The sequence below is a fragment of the Oryzomonas rubra genome (genome assembly GCF_008369015.1).
GTDB classification, from domain to species: Bacteria; Desulfobacterota; Desulfuromonadia; order Geobacterales; family Pseudopelobacteraceae; genus Oryzomonas; species Oryzomonas japonica.
In genome coordinates, this window is the sequence record NZ_SRSD01000002.1 from 246947 (window position 1) to 262539 (window position 15593).

The 15593-nt window shown below is 60.9% G+C and carries 21 protein-coding genes; 3 read left to right on the forward strand and 18 right to left on the reverse strand.

Features of this window, described 5'->3' with window-relative positions:
- Window positions 1–73: 73 nt before the first annotated feature.
- Window positions 74–1030 (forward strand): acetyl-CoA carboxylase carboxyltransferase subunit alpha, encoded by a 957-nt coding sequence (locus ET418_RS04050; protein WP_149306294.1) that lies wholly within the window; start codon window positions 74–76, stop codon window positions 1028–1030.
- 192 nt (window positions 1031–1222) lie between these two features.
- Window positions 1223–2224, forward strand: a complete 1002-nt coding sequence (locus tag ET418_RS04055; RefSeq protein ID WP_149306295.1) for a pseudouridine synthase — start codon at window positions 1223–1225, stop codon at window positions 2222–2224.
- A gap of 69 nt (window positions 2225–2293) precedes the next feature.
- On the opposite strand, the gene ET418_RS04060 is transcribed toward ET418_RS04055, so the two are convergent.
- The 8 genes from ET418_RS04060 to ET418_RS04095 form a co-directional block, all read right to left on the reverse strand.
- A complete protein-coding gene (locus ET418_RS04060; protein ID WP_149306296.1) occupies window positions 2294–2590 on the reverse strand; it encodes a HigA family addiction module antitoxin in 297 nt (98 codons plus the stop codon).
- A 26-nt stretch (window positions 2591–2616) separates the two neighbouring features.
- Window positions 2617–2898, reverse strand: coding sequence for a type II toxin-antitoxin system RelE/ParE family toxin (locus ET418_RS04065; protein WP_149306297.1), 282 nt, complete (start codon window positions 2896–2898; stop codon window positions 2617–2619).
- Window positions 2899–3022: 124 nt separating this feature from the next.
- Window positions 3023–3331: a hypothetical protein gene (locus tag ET418_RS04070; protein ID WP_149306298.1), complete on the reverse strand. Its 309-nt coding sequence runs from the start codon at window positions 3329–3331 to the stop codon at window positions 3023–3025.
- 36 nt (window positions 3332–3367) lie between these two features.
- On the reverse strand, window positions 3368–3823 hold the full coding sequence (locus ET418_RS04075) for a hypothetical protein (RefSeq protein ID WP_149306299.1): 456 nt from the start codon (window positions 3821–3823) through the stop codon (window positions 3368–3370).
- 50 nt (window positions 3824–3873) lie between these two features.
- Window positions 3874–4326, reverse strand: coding sequence for a hypothetical protein (locus tag ET418_RS04080; protein WP_149306300.1), 453 nt, complete (start codon window positions 4324–4326; stop codon window positions 3874–3876).
- Window positions 4327–4386: 60 nt separating this feature from the next.
- Complete coding sequence (locus tag ET418_RS04085) at window positions 4387–5430, reverse strand: adenosine deaminase (RefSeq protein ID WP_149306301.1); 1044 nt, start codon at window positions 5428–5430, stop codon at window positions 4387–4389.
- A 150-nt stretch (window positions 5431–5580) separates the two neighbouring features.
- A complete protein-coding gene (locus ET418_RS04090; protein WP_149306302.1) occupies window positions 5581–5964 on the reverse strand; it encodes a glutaredoxin domain-containing protein in 384 nt (127 codons plus the stop codon).
- A gap of 2 nt (window positions 5965–5966) precedes the next feature.
- Window positions 5967–6335 carry a PDZ domain-containing protein gene (locus tag ET418_RS04095; protein ID WP_149306303.1) on the reverse strand — a complete coding sequence of 123 codons (369 nt, stop codon included), beginning with the start codon at window positions 6333–6335 and terminating at the stop codon, window positions 5967–5969.
- Window positions 6336–6625: 290 nt separating this feature from the next.
- Here ET418_RS04095 and asnS point away from each other — a divergent pair, with 290 nt between their 5' ends.
- Entirely contained in the window at window positions 6626–7987 is a 1362-nt protein-coding gene (asnS, locus tag ET418_RS04100) for an asparagine--tRNA ligase (protein ID WP_149306304.1), read from the forward strand.
- A gap of 157 nt (window positions 7988–8144) precedes the next feature.
- Here the strand turns inward: asnS and ET418_RS04105 are convergent, their stop codons facing one another.
- The 10 genes from ET418_RS04105 to ET418_RS04150 all read right to left on the reverse strand — a co-directional run bounded on the left by ET418_RS04105 (window position 8145) and on the right by ET418_RS04150 (window position 15511).
- Window positions 8145–8342: a hypothetical protein gene (locus tag ET418_RS04105; RefSeq protein ID WP_149306305.1), complete on the reverse strand. Its 198-nt coding sequence runs from the start codon at window positions 8340–8342 to the stop codon at window positions 8145–8147.
- A gap of 13 nt (window positions 8343–8355) precedes the next feature.
- A complete protein-coding gene (locus ET418_RS04110; protein ID WP_149306306.1) occupies window positions 8356–8709 on the reverse strand; it encodes a hypothetical protein in 354 nt (117 codons plus the stop codon).
- Entirely contained in the window at window positions 8706–8936 is a 231-nt protein-coding gene (locus tag ET418_RS04115) for an amino acid ABC transporter substrate-binding protein (RefSeq protein WP_149306307.1), read from the reverse strand. The genes ET418_RS04110 and ET418_RS04115 overlap by 4 nt, the downstream gene beginning before the upstream one ends.
- Before the next feature lie 37 nt (window positions 8937–8973).
- On the reverse strand, window positions 8974–9642 hold the full coding sequence (locus ET418_RS04120) for a glycoside hydrolase family 108 protein (protein ID WP_149306308.1): 669 nt from the start codon (window positions 9640–9642) through the stop codon (window positions 8974–8976).
- A 14-nt stretch (window positions 9643–9656) separates the two neighbouring features.
- Window positions 9657–11819, reverse strand: coding sequence for a hypothetical protein (locus ET418_RS04125; RefSeq protein WP_149306309.1), 2163 nt, complete (start codon window positions 11817–11819; stop codon window positions 9657–9659).
- Window positions 11820–11935: 116 nt separating this feature from the next.
- Entirely contained in the window at window positions 11936–12826 is an 891-nt protein-coding gene (locus ET418_RS04130; RefSeq protein ID WP_149306310.1) for a phage connector family protein, read from the reverse strand.
- Between the two features lie 58 nt (window positions 12827–12884).
- A complete protein-coding gene (locus ET418_RS04135; RefSeq protein WP_149306311.1) occupies window positions 12885–13313 on the reverse strand; it encodes a Bbp16 family capsid cement protein in 429 nt (142 codons plus the stop codon).
- Window positions 13314–13416: 103 nt separating this feature from the next.
- Window positions 13417–14409, reverse strand: a complete 993-nt coding sequence (locus ET418_RS04140) for a major capsid protein (protein WP_149306312.1) — start codon at window positions 14407–14409, stop codon at window positions 13417–13419.
- A 135-nt stretch (window positions 14410–14544) separates the two neighbouring features.
- Complete coding sequence (locus tag ET418_RS04145) at window positions 14545–15243, reverse strand: peptidase (RefSeq protein ID WP_149306313.1); 699 nt, start codon at window positions 15241–15243, stop codon at window positions 14545–14547.
- Window positions 15224–15511: a Bbp19 family protein gene (locus tag ET418_RS04150; protein ID WP_149306314.1), complete on the reverse strand. Its 288-nt coding sequence runs from the start codon at window positions 15509–15511 to the stop codon at window positions 15224–15226. The genes ET418_RS04145 and ET418_RS04150 overlap by 20 nt, the downstream gene beginning before the upstream one ends.
- Window positions 15512–15593 lie beyond the last annotated feature (82 nt).

A 15593-nucleotide genomic window follows, 5' to 3' on the forward strand; every position in this document is an offset into this window, starting at 1 on the left:
AATCTTATAGGACCCATGAGACTCATGGGCTCTACAAGTCATATCCCGGCAAAAACACTATCGAGGTATCACTATGGCGACCCCGTTTCATCTGGAATTCGAAAAACCTATTGTGGAGCTTGAGAAGAAGATCGAGGAGTTGAACGCCCTGGCTGCGGACGGCCTGGACATCAGCGCCGACGTGGCCACCCTGGAAGGGCATGTGGAGAAGACGCGCAAGGATATCTTCGCCAACCTCTCCCGCTGGCAGACCGCCCAGGTGGCGCGCCACATCAACCGTCCCTTCACCCTCGACTATGTCAAACACATGTTCACCGAATTCGTGGAACTGCACGGCGACCGCAACTTCGGCGACGACCACGCCATCGTGGGCGGCCTGGCCCGCTTCGACGGCCAGCCGGTCGTGGTGATCGGCCACCAGAAGGGGCGCGACACCAAGGAGAAGGTCTACCGCAACTTCGGCATGCCCAACCCGGAAGGGTACCGCAAGGCGTTGCGCCTGATGCAGATGGCCGAACAATTCAAGCTGCCGGTCATCACCTTCGTGGATACGCCCGGCGCCTACCCCGGCATCGGCGCCGAGGAGCGCGGCCAGGCCGAGGCCATTGCCCGCAACCTGCGCGAGATGGCCAGCCTGCGCACCCCGATCATCGTCTGCGTCACCGGCGAAGGGGGCTCCGGCGGGGCCCTGGCCATCGCCGTGGGCGACCGCATCCTGATGCTGGAGCACTCGGTCTACGCCGTCATCTCCCCGGAAGGGTGCGCCGCCATCCTCTGGTCCGACGGCACCAAGGGCGAGCAGGCCGCAGAGGCGCTCAAACCGACCGCCAAGGACATCATCGGCCTGGGGGTCATCGACGAGATCATAGGCGAGCCCATAGGCGGCGCCCACCGGGACCACGAGGCCATGGCCGCGACCTTGAAAGAGGCCATAGCCCGCAACCTGGCGGAGCTGAACAAGCTCTCCCTGGACGACCTGGTGGAGAAACGCTATCAGAAGTTCCGCGCCATGACGCGCTGCGTGGAATAGCGAACTTAAAGTCCCCCCTCCCTTGACGGGAGGAGGCTAGGGGGTGGGTGAAGCTGCCAATGAGTTCATTTCATGGCAATCTCCCCCCCACCCTGCCCCTCCCCCGCAAGGGGGGAGGGAAATGTTTGGAATTGGAATATAGTATCAATGGGGGCGGCTTAACCGCCCCGTTTTCGTTAAAGAGGTACGACTATGCTGGAACGTCTGCAAAAACTCATCTCCCAGGCCGGTATCACCTCCCGCCGGGCCGCCGAGGAACTGATCGTGAACGGCCGGGTCGCGGTCAACGGCGTTATTGTCACCGAGCTGGGGAGCAAGGCCGACCCGGCCACAGACCGCGTCGCCGTGGACGGCAAGCCGCTCCAGTTCAGCGAAAAGCACCTGTATATCCTGCTCAACAAGCCGACCGGCTACATCACCGCCCTGAAGGACTCCCAGGACCGGCCGCTGGTGACCGACCTGTTGAAAGGTGTGGAGGAGCGGGTCTACCCGGTGGGGAGGCTGGACTACAACACCGAGGGGCTTCTGCTGCTGACCAACGACGGGGATTGGGCCAACCGCCTGATGCACCCGCGCCACGAGGTGGAGAAGGAGTATCACGTCCGGGTGCGGGGCAAGGTGCTGGAACAACAGCTGAAACGGATGGCGGGCGGGGTCGAGCTGGAGGACGGCGTCACCGCTCCGGCAACGGTGCGCATGGTGAAGAGCAGCGACCAGAACGACTGGATTTCGGTAACGATCCACGAGGGGAGGAACCGCCAGGTACGGCGCATGTGCGAGGTGGTCAGCCTCTCCGTGGTGCGCCTGCGGCGGGTACGCTACGGCAGTCTGGAGATCGGGGCGTTGAAGCCGGGCCAGTTCCGCTACCTGACCGATGCCGAGGTGCAGGGATTGCTCCAGCCGGGAGGGATATCTGAGCCCGAGCCGCAGAAGGTGCAGAAGCCGCGCCCCCCCCGCAGCACGAACACGACAAAGACCGGCACTGGGGCGCCAGGGAGCCCCCGGAAAGCGCAGAGTACGGCAAAGGTCGGCACAACGGCGTCTGGACGCCCCCAGAAACCGCGTGGCACGGCAAAAACCGGCATAGAGACGGCAGGACGTCCCCCCGCCCGGACGGCCGAGAAACAGACCAAAAGGCAGCCCTCCCGCACGAAGCCCGGGGAATCCCCGAGACCCTCGCGACCACGCCGGTGAACTGCTTTTTCGACAGATGTAGGGGCGGAGTGCCTCCGCCCTGCATATCTTCGCCCGGATCAAGAAAACTCAAGCAGCCCGTTTCCAGGGGTTAATCCGGGCCAACGCCTCCGATGCCCCCCGCTCCGCCTCTTCCGTATCGAAATCAGCCTGCAATCCCAGCCAGAGCCCGGCGGTCGTGCCGAAGAATCGGGCCAGCCGGACGGCCGTATCGGCCCCGATCCCCCGCTTACCCTGGCAGATGGCGGAAATCCTGGACTCGGGCACGCCGATTTCCTTTGCCAACCGATACTGGCTGATGCCCATGGGCACGAGGAATTCCTCTTTCAGCACTTCTCCCGGATGGATGTTCGGCAGCTTATTCATACTCATTACCTCAAGATATGTTGTTGTTAGTGATAGTCGCAAATCTCGACGCGGGATGCCGTGCCGTTTTCCCACACAAAGCAGATACGCCATTGGTCGTTGATCCTGATGCTCCACTGCCCTTCGCGGTCGCGGCCTAGCTTCTCCAACCTGTTGTTGGGCGGGGTACGGAGGTCTTCCATAGCTCTGGCGTTGTTCAGCATCCTGAGCTTGCGCCGTGCCACCGCCTGAATGTCATGGGGTAGCTTGCGTGAGAATTCACCCTCCCACACTTTCAATGTCTCGTTGTCGTGGAAGCTCTGGATCATGGAGAACAATACTACCGCACAACGGAAGCATTTGCAAGGATTGTAATGTCGGGCCGAAGCAAAACCGGCACCACGCCCCGGTGCCACAGGCACAGCCTATCCGCTCGTAACAGATGAACGCCCCTCACAGCATATCCATCGGGATTGCCCTGACAACGACGGACTCCTGCCTGAAAAGGCGCTCCAGCCTCTCCCGGAACTCTTTCCACCACCCGCGGTCCAATTCCTTTGTCATGACTTCGTAGATAACGATTTCGTCCTTTACCGCGTCGCTCTGCCCCTCTTTCCACACCCCTTCTGCGGGAGACCTGACGTAGGTGGTTATCCCCCCGAACTGTTCGGTGAGTTCGTCCCTGACCTGGAGATACATTGATTGCGGAAAGGGATGGCCATCGTTGTCGCACAGGGGGAGCAGCAGTTGAATCAGGTTCATGGAATCACCTCATGCCATGTGTATATCGGGGATGGCCTAAGCTCCGGGGGCTGGTTTGGCAGGGGCCTGATAGGAATCGATGAGTCCCTGAAGCAGTTCATCCTGCGCTTGCAGGTGCTTCTGGATCTCAAGCGCCTCGTACAGAATGGCCTCGGCATCATTGTAGGTGTCGTCGGCCCTGGTATCGGCCGCGGCCCCCTCGACTTTCTGGCCTACCATGATGATGGACAACAGGACCAATTGCAGGAAGGTCTGCGCGATCCAGGATATGAGGGCGCTCGTGCCGCCGTGAATGGCTTCCGGGAGGCTGATGAGTGCGATGAGGGCAAAGGCATAGGCGCACCACATGGTGCCCACGCCCTCGGTGATTTTTTCTCCCAGAAATGAGTTAAAGCGGGCCACCGGGCCTTCTTTGACAACCTTCTTGGGTTTGGGAGCGCGCTTCTTCCGGAGTTCGATTTGGGGATGCGGCTTATGCTGGTAGACTTTCATGGCTGCTCCTTGGGGTGGAGAGATCATGGGGATTATTGGGATGAACCTGTCTACTGGCCCGTTTTCCTGAGCTGCTTATTCTCTGTCATGAGGCGGATAATCTCTGCCTTGAGGCGCGCATTTTCGTCCTTCAGTTGCTCACAGGTGTTTTCCGGGTGCGGTACGGCAGGTTCCGGCTTCTTTACTTCGACTGCCGGGTTGCCCCCGCCACTGTTGCCGCCGCTGACGGCTTGCTTCACCGGGACAACAGGTGGAACGCCGGAATCGGCATTTTCGGCGCTGCCGATCTTTTTGCACTTATCGGTAGCGGTATACTCCCTCAACGCCTTCTGAGTCGCAAAGCATGCGCTCGGATTCAGGAGATAGCTGAAACCGCTGCATGCGCCGGCCTCCTTCTTCTTCAAGGCATCCTGTTCCTTGATGCAGCGGTCATACCCGCTGCCGGCCAGAGCATTTCCCGAGAGCACAAGAAGCAGGGTGGAAAGGGGCAGAATTATTCTCATAGAACTATAATCCTCGTTTTTCCGCTGTCCAGCGTTCTGCCGGACAGCAAAATTTGTCATTTATATGCACTGCTGCGCAAAGAACTCATCAAGTTCCCTGATCCATCCCGCCTTGACGCTTTCATCCACAAAACTGGCCTGAAAACTGTTGCGGGCCAACCGGTATGCCTCATGCGCCCCCAGCTCCGGCAGCGCGGCGAAGGTGGCCAGGTAATTCTCGTTCAGGTAACCACCGAAATAGGCCGGATCGTCGGAGTTGATCGTTGCGGCGATACCGGCAGCCAGCAATCTGCCGATGGTGTGGCCGGCAAGGTCCGGGAATACGCAGAGCTTTACGTTGGACAGGGGGCACACGGTCAAGGGTATCCGTTGCTCCGCCAGCCGCGCCACAAGCTGGGGATCTTCCAGGCAGCGCACGCCGTGGTCGATGCGCTCCGCCTTCAGCAGATCGAGGGCATGGTGGATGTATCCGGCCGGTCCCTCCTCCCCGGCATGGGCTACCAGCCGCAGCCCCAACTCCCGGCAGCGGGCGAATACCCGGGCGAATTTCTCCGGCGGATTGCCGCGCTCACTGCTGTCCAGGCCGACACCGATGAACCGGTCGCGGAACGGCAGGGCCTCTTCCAGGGTCGCAAAAGCGGCCTCTTCGCTTAGGTGGCGCAGAAAGCAGAGGATCAGCGAGGCGCTTACCCCCAACTCTTCGCGGCCACGCCGGACCGCCCGGTCCAGCCCGTTGATGACGGTTGCAAAGGGAATTCCCCTCTCCGTATGGGTCTGGGGGTCGAAGAAGATCTCCGCATGGCGGACATTCTCGGCTTTGGCGCGTTTCAGGTATGCCCAGGCCATGGCGAAGAAATCGTCTTCCGTTTGCAGCACGCCGGCCCCGGCGTAGTAGATATCCAGAAAGCTCTGCAAGTCGGTAAAGGCATAGGCGGCACGCAGGTCGTCCACGGTTGGATAGGGGAGCGGGATGTTGTTCCGCGTTGCCAGTGCAAAGATCAGTTCCGGCTCCAGGGAGCCTTCGATGTGAATGTGCAGCTCTGCTTTGGGCATGCGGCAGAGAATGTCGGGCAGGCTCTCCCGTGGGATACAAGCGAAATTCATGGTGACGTGGTTACTCCTGATATTTTTGAGATCACGCTTACAACAAAAGGCCGCGCGATCAACCCATGTTGACCGACACGGCCTTTTTTATACTCATTGAGAGACCGCGTCCCGGACGAAATCATTCTTCCTCCTGCGCCTGATCTATCGCTACTTTTTCGCCTGCGCCTTTTTGAGACTCTCCTGGAACGACTCCGGGGTAAAGCCGTGCATGACGATCTCGTTCTGCCCCGTTCCCAAGACGATCACCGGAATCCCCTTGCTCTTGTATTTGCCGGTCAACAGCTTCATGGCTTGGTCATCCTGCTCCACGTCGCGGTTGGTGTAGGGGATGTTGTTCTTGGCGAAGTACTCCTTGGTCGCGCGGCAATGGGGGCACCAGGAGGTGGAGTAGAGCACGATCTGGGGGTACTTCCGGGCCTCTACCGCCTTGACGGGGTTGAGCCTGCTCTGGGGGGCCTGTTGTCCGGCGGCCATGGCCCCGGACGCCACCAGCAGCGTCAGCATGACGGCGGCCAAAATCCTCTTGATCATTATCATTTCTCCTTGGGTGCGGTTATCACCAGTTGTTGTCGCTGCAAGGTAAAGGTCAGCGGCTTCTCCACGCCTTCCCGCCGGACCTTCAAAACGACCGGAGTCCCGGCGCGCCCCCGCAGCCGCTTGTGAACCATCTGCCGGAAATCGCTGCCCCGGGTCGGCTTGCCGTCGATGTGGGTAATGACATCCCCCGCCTTGATCCCGGCCACATGGGCAGGTCCGCCGGCCACAAGCTGCCGGACCGTGATCTGCCCGTCGGGGGCAGCCACGCCGTCAATGCCGACGCCGCCGAAGTTCTTCTCGCCGTTGGCCGCAAACGCCGTCAGCGCCGTCAGGGCCACAAACAATATCAGCAGCACTGTTTTCATGGGTCAAATGTACCACAGGGCACTGGCGGGGTCAAACGAACAAGGCTCTTGAACCTGTGTCCGATTGCACGTATCATCTGGTACAATACCTGGGAAAAAGCAGTTCACCACAAAGGCACAAAGGACACAAAGCTAAACAAAGAACGATTTCAGTTGGATATATGATAATTTCATAATTGACTGGCCTCACCTTTTCGCCGCTAACTCTTTGAATCCTTTGTGCTCTTTGTGCCTTTGTGGTGAATAACCGCCGTCTTTAGGATAATATCTTCCACCGGAGAACCACAACTATGAAAACTCGGATACGGACACTCCTGGCGGGCGGCACAAGCGGCCGGGAATGCGTGGTCACAGGATGGGTGCGCTCGGTGCGCGCCGCCAAAGAGGTGGCCTTTGTCACCCTGAACGACGGCTCCGACATGGCCGGGCTCCAGGTGGTGGCCGGAAAAGATCTGGCGAACTTCGACCCGGTCTGCCGTCTCGGCACCGGCGCAGCCCTGCGGGTGCACGGCACGCTGGTGGAATCCCCGGCGGCCGGGCAGCAGTGGGAGTTGCACGCCACCATCATCGAGATCGTCGGCGAGGCCGACGATGCCTACCCGTTGCAGAAGAAGCGCCACACCTTCGAGTACCTGCGCACCATCGCCCACCTGCGGCCCCGGACCAACACCCTGGGCGCCGTGTTCCGCCTCCGTTCGCGCCTGGCCCAGGCCGTGCACCGGTTCTTCGCGGAGCGGGATTTCCTCTACGCCCACACCCCGATCATCACGGCCAGCGATTGCGAGGGGGCCGGCGAGCTGTTCCGCGTAACCACCCTGGATGCCGGTGCGCCGCCCGACTTCGACCTGGACTTCTTCGGCCAGCGCACCGGCCTCACGGTCAGCGGTCAACTGGAGGGGGAGCTTCTGGCCCTGGCTTTTTCCGACATCTACACCTTCGGCCCCACCTTTCGCGCCGAAAACTCCAACACGCCGCGCCACGCGGCGGAATTCTGGATGATCGAGCCGGAGATGGCCTTTGCCGACCTGGCCGACGACGCCGAACTGGCCGAGGAGTTCATCCGCTACCTGTGCCGTTTTAGCCTGGATGAGTGCGCCGACGACATGGCGTTTTTCGACAAGCAGATCGAGAAGGGGTTGGTGGAGCGTGTCCGCCAGGTGGCCGAGGCCGACTTCGTCCGCATGGATTACGGCGAGGCCATCGAGCGGCTCCAGCGGTCGGGTACGGCGTTCTCATTTCCCGTGGAATGGGGGCTGGACCTGCAGACCGAGCACGAACGCTATCTGAGCGAGCAGGTGGTGGGTGGCCCGGTGTTCATCCTCAACTACCCCAAGGAGATCAAGGCCTTTTACATGCGCCAGAACAGCGACGGCCGCACCGTGGCCGCCATGGACCTGCTGGTGCCCAAGGTGGGCGAGATCATCGGCGGCAGCCAGCGCGAGGAGCGGCTGGACCGGCTGACGGCACGCATGACCGAGATGGGCGTCTCCCAGGAACCACTCTGGTGGTATCTGGACAGCCGCCGCTGGGGGAGTTGCCCCCACGCCGGTTTTGGTCTGGGCTTCGAGCGGCTGGTGATGTACCTCACCGGCATGGACAACATCCGGGACGTGATCCCCTTCCCCCGCACGCCGCGCCACGCCGAGTTTTGACGACAGTCCTACACCATCCAAAGCGGCCTCGCGCGACGACGCAGCGTAAAACCAGGCGGTTGCTGCATCACGGCCATTCAGAGGTTCAGGCCGTAATCGACATCATTCAAGCCTTTGAATTCCGTTACGTCGTCGCGGCGTTGCGTGAGTAATGCCGTTACCGGTTTTCTCCGCCCCACTGCTCTCCCTCCCCTTGCGGCGCGATGGTCGAGTTGTAACGTTCGATAGTGGCGTTGCATTTGTCCAGGGCGCCGCGGTACAGCTCCAGGTTGGTCAATATCCCCAGACGGCCGCTCTCGGACAGGCAGTATGCCGCCCCCGGCTCCGAGGGATCGAGGGTTTCGACCTCGCTCAAAAGAGGCTGCGGCTCAGTGGGCAGTATGGGACGGACGCACGGCGGGCAGGTCCGGCAACCGGCCAGCAGGCACCAGCACGCCATGCCGAGCAGGGCGCGGCTGAACACGGAGAGAACTGATACGGGACTGCGTAACTTTGTCGATGGTCTGCTTCTCATGCTGAATGTCCCCCTGGAGTGTTATCGAGCCTTGGGCGGCCTGTACCTGCGCCTTGAGCTCCTGATTTTGTGTTTGAAGCTGGTCGCGTTCGGCCGGGACGTGGAAGCCGAACCACCAGACAACCCCTGCCAGCGCGGCAACACCCGTCACCTCAACAACAACCCTGCGGTTGTCCCACAGCCATGCGGCTAGTGCGGCGGCGGTCATGGTTCCCCACCCGGCTCGGTGTGGGCTTTCTGCCCAATGCCGAAGCCTCCGGCCCCCAAGATCGCGGCGACCGCCCCGCCGAACGCAAGCAGGTCCACCGGCTGTCCCTTCACCAACTGCGTGATGATGGCGCCGATGGCCGTGACCAGGGCGGCGGCAATCCCCACCCTGATGTTGTCATACGTCTGGCCGTCGATGCCGGTCAGAATGTCCCGAATGAATTTCATTGGTCCTCCTTTACGCTTCACGGCGTTATTGTGCGCATCAGGCACGCGCCTTGATCATCTCCTTGAGCCCGGCAACCTCGGCATAGGTCAGCCCGTCCCTGGCGGCCTGCATGACCTGCGTAATCTCTTCAGCAGACACCCCGTCGCGCCGAAGCCAGGACGGGAGGAACTGCACCTGTGACGGATCGGCGGCGGCCCGGTCCAGCCGATAGAAGGCGGCCACGTCCTCGGCCTCCTGCAGGAGCTCGACGGGGTCGGAGGCATTGATGGCCGCAATGGTGGCCGGCCCCACCTTGCCGTCCGCCGTCACCCCGGCCGCCTCCTGCAGCCACATGGCCCCCCGCGCCCCCCCGTTGACCACGTGATCGTAAAGCCAGGTCGCCACGGACTGGTCGTTGATCTCGGACAGACGGTACTTGTCCCAAAAATTCCAGCGGTAGAAGTCGAGCACAACCTGTTGCAGTGAGGCGAGCCTAGCCAGACAACAGTTCAAATGAGAGGCATAGTTGCGATACGCCGTGGTGCCATAGGCCGGTTGGGGCACGGTATTGGCCTTGACGCCATCCACATACTTCCACCCGACCCAATTCGGCCAGGACTTGCGGGCAATGCCCTTGTACGTTTCCCCCCCGGCATCGTGCGGGTTGTTGGCGTAGCCGCCTTCATTTGATATGACTGTTGCGTGTGCTATGGTGAAATTTACCATTTTGGCCCCCTTTCTCAGGTAATCAATGTGCTTGTCACTGCACCCTGGTCGTTTACCCAAATTCGATATTGTTTTGTCCCATCCGGCGTAGAAACGACCATCCCGTATTTCGACATGGAATGCAAACAATGCACCTCGCCCCCTGGCGTTACCTGGAAATTGACATTGCCGGTGCCAGAACCGGTTTTATATTTGACCCCGAGGGCTCCATCTGTTTCGCGCAAAACGATCCCTTCCACGGCATTAAACGACAGGCCCCGAAAATAAGAAGGAAATTCACTATTTCCATTCGTTTGTGTAAAATCACCGATGTACCAACTGGCGATCTCGCCTTGATTGTTGATATAGGGTTGCACAACCCCGGATTTGTCCGCTCCGCCGAGCCAGATGATATTGTAGACTCCACCCCGATTGGTGATCTCAAACAACCGCCAGGTTGAAAGCTGATTACCCAGAACATGCGGAACTTCTAAAGTGATATTCTGGCACTCACCGTCGAAATAGAAGCCCCGCTGTATCCGACTCACAAAGGTCGGCAAGACGATCTTCAGTCCTTCCACATCGTGGGCTTCTATGCAACAGCCGTAACGATCAAACATGGGGCGCCTGATCTCGATAGCCTGCGCCCTCCCCATGCGGGTTGAGGAACGCCCGATATGTACCCCTATCCTGCCAGCCTTGATGGGATCACCATACAAATGGTCGTATTCCAGAGGATACGCCAGGGTTAGCACATTATTGTTCACCAGCGTGACGCGATTCATTTCAAAATTGTTGTCACCACGGCCGATATATACAGGATCGTCAACCGTGAAGAGGCTCCCGTTTGCCACATTGACCGAGATATCGCTGTTTGATGTTGAGGCGACCAATGTCGATACCAAGAACTGCCCGTCACCGGAAACCCCCTCGAACGTGGAATCCTCAATGGTAATGTTCCCGTTTTGATAGGAGTCTTCATACACCTTGGTGTCACCGATCCAATAAGCCAGCGCCACGTTCTGGACAATCGGTTGGTATGCTCCCCAGTTCGAGGCCCCGTCTCCGACGCGGATTCCGTACCCACAAGGGATATTCGCCATGGTGAGTTGCTGCATCCGCATATTGTTGGAACTTCCCCGAAAATCAAACACGCCTCGGATCAGCTTGTTGCCCTGACCATCCACATAGACGTTCTCTATCTGCACCCCGTCTTGGTCGTGGGCATAGAGAAAGCTCTTGCACCCCTTTTTTAGCAGTACCGCCATGTCCTTAAATTGGTAGTTGAACTGCCCCCACGGCCAGTTGGCGGTCTGTGACACACCATCAATGGCTAAAGGCTTGCCAATGGCTCCGAGTTCAATGGTATCTATACTGTCATCGTCGCCGTCCCACATGAGAGCCGTACCCATGGGGCCGTTTGTATCCCAGTAGAAGGTTGAACCCTGTCCCTGGAATATCCAGGAGCCACGAATGGGCGAACTTGGAGCAGTGATCTTCTTTGTATACCGAAAAATACCGCACGGGAAAAGAATGCGCCCGCCGTTGCTGGCATTGATGCAGGCCTGTATAGCGTCGGAATCATCGGTTACGCCATCGCCGATGGCACCGAACCATCCCGGAGAACAGCCGTTGCTGCCGGTTGCAAAGGCCACACTGCCGGCACCACTCTTCAAAAACAGCTTATGGTTGTTGCTGGCCTGAATAGGAGCCAACACGGAAAGGTTGTAAGCCCCCAAATCCACAGAACCGCCGCCTACGAACACCAATCTCACATTGCGTTGCACAGCCGTGTTTGCCGTCAGGGCTACCACACTGCTGATGAGGATATCCGCCGACAGCCCTCCCACCTGCGCAAGGCACTCAGTCAGAGAACCGTACGCCCGTGCGTCAACCCACGGCGCGGAAAGTGAAAATTGCATTGTATTGATAGACAATGGCAAATCGGTCAAAGTCCCTTCGGCATTCCAGCCCACCACCTTGTTGGCTAGCGTTCCGGCCACGGCTATGACCTGATTCGTGTCGTTCTCAACCGGCACCCTGATCGCTCGCTTGAATATCGACCCGACCTGCTGGAGCATCATGAAGTTGCGGCAGGTCTTGAGCCCGGTCAGGTAGCGGGCCAGGTCCACGCGCCCGTACAGGGACGGCGCCAGTTCTCCGGCGGTGAATGCGGTTTGGGGGATGCCCGTGCCCATGCTTAACTCCTTAGAGGCGTGAATGGTGGAACCTTAAAGGCGTGAATGGTGAATAGTGAATGGTGAAACCTTGGAATCGCCTTTATTCACCATTCACGATTCACGATTCACGGTTTCTACCTTCTCGCCCTGATGAAATCACTCTCCGGCCCGTCGCCGCTCCGTTCCTCGTTCAGGGCGTCGGCCCCCGCCTCCAGCATTGCCTGGGCGTACATCCTCTGGGCCAGCTGCGCCCGGTTCATGTCCGTGGTCAGGGGGATGGCGATCTCCGCCGCTAGGGCCCACGCCAGGGCCGAGGTGAAGGATTCGGGGAATAGGGCGACGTCGGCGATCCGGGCGGTGTACTCGGCCTCGGCCATTTCCAGGTCGGTGAGGATGGCCCTGGCGGCGCTCGCCTCCGCCTCCCCGATCTCGAAGGGGACCGGCGCGCCCGCGCCCTGCCCCCGCTCCCCATCCGGCACGAGCCGCCGCACCTTCAGGCAGTCGGAGGGGTAGTGGTAGCGGTACCGCCAGCATGAGGGGGGCGAACCCAGCTCCTGCAGCAGGGCGTACCTGCGGGCAAAGGGCCAGGGCCAGGCCTGGAGCACCCGGTCCCGCACCGGCACGTAGAAGAGGTTGCAGACGCTCGCCTGCTGGCTTGCCTCCCCCACGGACTCGATGAACAGGGTCACCCCGCAGCGCGCCAGGGCCATGTTGCAGATCGACACCTCGGAGATGCTCGCCGACAGGTATTCCACCACGTACAGGCAGTTGATGCCCGGATCGGCGCCAAGGGCCTGGGCCATGACCACCAGCTCCCCCAGGGTGTCGCACACGGACGCCGCCAGGTCGATGTTGTACCAGCCCAGGCCACGCTCCGTGACCACCGGGGAGATGGCAACAAAACCGCCGCCGTTCTTGGACACGGCCACCGTCAGGGTCAGGCCGGTTTTCCCGGTGACATGGTCGATGGCATCGGTCAGGCGCACCATGATGCTGGTGGCCGTGTTGAGCTGTATGTCGTGCATGGGGAGACTCCTTTATAGGACCTATGAGTCCCATGGGACCTATAGGTCCTATGAAAACCTAAACGACGACGTAGCCGCCTGGGTAGGTGGTATTGTCCGGCGCATCCGAACAGATCCAGGCCGAGAAGTCCCCGGCGGTGAGCGGCCCGGTGGCGACCAGGTAGTTCAGGGCCAGGTACTGCTTGAAGGCCGCCGAGGGGAGTTTGAACTTAAGGGCGCTGTTCCCTCCCAGGGAAGCCTTGGGGATGGCGCCGGAATCCAGCACCGTGACGGCCGTGCCCATGGCGGAACTGCTGTCGGTCTGCAGCTGGAAGTTGACCGTGGCGGCCCCGGCAGCCTGGGCCGCGGCGCCGACCCGGATGTAGAGGAACAGGTCCTCCCCGGCGCCGATGTTGCGTGCCGTTGCGATGTCGATCACATTGGCGGACAGGGCCGTGGTCGTAACGGCCTGGGCCAGGCTGAGTTCAAGGGACTTGTCGAGAATCATGTGAAGCTCCTTTCTAAAACCGTGAATGGTGAACGGTGAATGGTGAATCGTGAAATATTGGAATCGCCTTTATTCACGATTCACGTTTCACAATTCACGGGTTTTACGCCACCGCCGCCTCGGTCAGGGACAGCTGGTCGCAGGTCTTGATGGGGATGCCCATGAAGGTGGTCTTGAACTGCTCCGCCGCCTCCCGGATGGCCAGGACGTTGGACGACTTGGCCAGGGCCTGGATGTCCAGCATCTCCCGCACGGTGCGGTTGGCGTAGAACACCGGCCTCCCCATGGTCAAAAACGGGATGCGGTGGATCGCCTTGATCATCAGCTTGATCACGTCGGCGGCCGAGGTCTCGGTGACCAGGTTACTGACGTCCACGTTGCAGATGCGCACGGCATAGCGCCAATCCTTCACCACCAGGCCGTTCTTCCACTGCCACCAGTCCTTGTAGGCCCGGTAGAAGCCGCCATTGGCGTCGGTCACATCCTGGAGCCCCAGGTCGTCGTGCTGCAACCCGGCCTTGCTCCCCTTGGGGTAGATGCCGAAGACGGAGTTCTCGCCCCACACCACGAGCCAGATGGAGGTGTTGTCGGAGCCGGTGCCGCCGCCGCTGATGACGTTCTGGGAGACCGGCACGGCGGTGGATAGCGTATTGTAGCGGGGGGTGAGGCCGTTGAAGCGCTCCGGGTTCAGGGACGAATCGCCGTAGAACAGGGTCTGGGCCATGGTCTGGTTCATGGCCTCCACCTCGGCCACCCCTTCGGAGAGGCGGAAGGCGGCTGTATTGCCGTTCAGTTCGGCCACGTCCTTGTCCACGTGGTTCCTGGCTTCCAGCATGCCGCAGGTGTCCACCACCGGGGTGCGGGTGGATTTGGACGGCTGGACCCCCTCGTACAGCTTGCGCCAAGTGGCCGAGGGAAGGCCGGTGCGGATCACGGAGCGGTGCCCGGTCTCCAGGTTGGATTCCTTGAAGGGCATGTCCTCCAGGATGGAGTTGGTCTGGTTGAGCAGTTCCGCGACGGCGGCCACCTTGCCGTCGGGATCGAGGCTGTTGGCCACATCGATGAGGGTTGCCCCCTTGTTGCCGATAACTGCCATGGTGATGCTCTCCTTTCATTTCAGGGAATGGCGGTGCTGACTGGTTGCAATACTGTCTATTTTCCGGGAGCTATGGGAACGATGGGGTCCCATGATTCCCCCCCGCAGGGTCGCCCCGGCATTTTCGAGCTGCGGTCATTCGCCGCTGCCGTACAGCCGGTCGGCCACGCTCCGTTTGCCGCCGCCGGGACGGCTGCCGGGGAGGACGATGCTGTCCTCGCGCATGGCGTTCCCCATGCGGACCATGAGGCGGATCAACTCCGGGTGATTGCCCAGGCCGAACCGGTTGAGGGCCGCCGTGAGCTCAGGGGTGCCGAAGGTGTTGAGCGCCCGCTGGGCCACCTCCACGTTATGGGCGAACCGTTCCCCGCCGATCTCCCGGTCCGCCCGGGCCGCATCGGCCCATCCCGTGACGATGCCGTTCCAGGCCTCCAGGCGCCGCGCCTCCATGCGGGGATGAACCTGGGTGAGGAGCCGGTCGAAGAGGAGCTGCGCCTTTTCCTGGGGCAGCCCCATCTCTTGGGCGACCGGCTTGAAGGCCTCCAGCGCCTCGGCCACCAACTCCATCTCCTGGGCCTCCGCCGGGATGGTGAACTCGCCGTACTCCTCCGGCGCTCCCGTCGCATCCGCTTCGGGGGCAGGTTCCCGCTCCCCCGCCGTATCGTCGGCCTCGTGCCCTTCCGGGGCCGCCGCTTCCGCAGTGGCTCCTGCTCCGGGATGGGGCGCGCCTTCGGGCGGGGCGTCTCCCGCCCCTGCGGCCCCGGCCGCCCCTGCCGCCCCCATGAGCAGGAACAGCGGGGACAGCGCAATCCTTCTAAGCCATGTGTCGAGCATCTTCATCCTCCTGATCTCCGGGCCCCTTGCCAAGACGCATCATGGCGATGTACTTCTCCGGGCAGGCGGCCATGATTGCACCCACCACCCTAAGCCCCACGTTGCGCTGCCCTTCGTTCATGGCCATCACCAACGGATCGGTGGAGAACGACGACCGGAACACCCCGCTTTGGGTGAGGAGCCGCCAGAGAAAGCGCCGCCCGGCCGGGATGGACATGAGGCTGTCCAGGTCCAATAGTTCCTGTTTCCTGCCCTTTAGCTGTGCCATTGCCGTTTCCTTGCATTTGGTAGGGGCGATACCGTAAAACCGGGCGAGCCGTTGGCATCGCCCCTACCTGTTGTTCACCACG

Bases quoted from the DNA above. Each gene is read 5' to 3' on its own strand.
- asnS (WP_149306304.1), top strand. From the start codon at position 6,626: ATGAAAACTCGGATACGGACACTCCTGGCGGGCGGCACAAGCGGCCGG.
- ET418_RS04050 (WP_149306294.1), top strand. From the start codon at position 74: ATGGCGACCCCGTTTCATCTGGAATTCGAAAAACCTATTGTGGAGCTT.
- ET418_RS04150 (WP_149306314.1), bottom strand. From the start codon at position 15,511: ATGGCACAGCTAAAGGGCAGGAAACAGGAACTATTGGACCTGGACAGC.
- ET418_RS04065 (WP_149306297.1), bottom strand. From the start codon at position 2,898: ATGATCCAGAGCTTCCACGACAACGAGACATTGAAAGTGTGGGAGGGT.
- ET418_RS04085 (WP_149306301.1), bottom strand. From the start codon at position 5,430: ATGAATTTCGCTTGTATCCCACGGGAGAGCCTGCCCGACATTCTCTGC.
- ET418_RS04145 (WP_149306313.1), bottom strand. From the start codon at position 15,243: ATGCTCGACACATGGCTTAGAAGGATTGCGCTGTCCCCGCTGTTCCTG.
- ET418_RS04125 (WP_149306309.1), bottom strand. From the start codon at position 11,819: ATGGGCACGGGCATCCCCCAAACCGCATTCACCGCCGGAGAACTGGCG.
- ET418_RS04055 (WP_149306295.1), top strand. From the start codon at position 1,223: ATGCTGGAACGTCTGCAAAAACTCATCTCCCAGGCCGGTATCACCTCC.
- ET418_RS04140 (WP_149306312.1), bottom strand. From the start codon at position 14,409: ATGGCAGTTATCGGCAACAAGGGGGCAACCCTCATCGATGTGGCCAAC.
- ET418_RS04060 (WP_149306296.1), bottom strand. From the start codon at position 2,590: ATGAATAAGCTGCCGAACATCCATCCGGGAGAAGTGCTGAAAGAGGAA.
- ET418_RS04110 (WP_149306306.1), bottom strand. From the start codon at position 8,709: ATGACCGCCGCCGCACTAGCCGCATGGCTGTGGGACAACCGCAGGGTT.
- ET418_RS04120 (WP_149306308.1), bottom strand. From the start codon at position 9,642: ATGGTAAATTTCACCATAGCACACGCAACAGTCATATCAAATGAAGGC.
- ET418_RS04070 (WP_149306298.1), bottom strand. From the start codon at position 3,331: ATGAACCTGATTCAACTGCTGCTCCCCCTGTGCGACAACGATGGCCAT.
- ET418_RS04115 (WP_149306307.1), bottom strand. From the start codon at position 8,936: ATGAAATTCATTCGGGACATTCTGACCGGCATCGACGGCCAGACGTAT.
- ET418_RS04095 (WP_149306303.1), bottom strand. From the start codon at position 6,335: ATGAAAACAGTGCTGCTGATATTGTTTGTGGCCCTGACGGCGCTGACG.
- ET418_RS04130 (WP_149306310.1), bottom strand. From the start codon at position 12,826: ATGCACGACATACAGCTCAACACGGCCACCAGCATCATGGTGCGCCTG.
- ET418_RS04135 (WP_149306311.1), bottom strand. From the start codon at position 13,313: ATGATTCTCGACAAGTCCCTTGAACTCAGCCTGGCCCAGGCCGTTACG.
- ET418_RS04075 (WP_149306299.1), bottom strand. From the start codon at position 3,823: ATGAAAGTCTACCAGCATAAGCCGCATCCCCAAATCGAACTCCGGAAG.
- ET418_RS04080 (WP_149306300.1), bottom strand. From the start codon at position 4,326: ATGAGAATAATTCTGCCCCTTTCCACCCTGCTTCTTGTGCTCTCGGGA.
- ET418_RS04090 (WP_149306302.1), bottom strand. From the start codon at position 5,964: ATGATCAAGAGGATTTTGGCCGCCGTCATGCTGACGCTGCTGGTGGCG.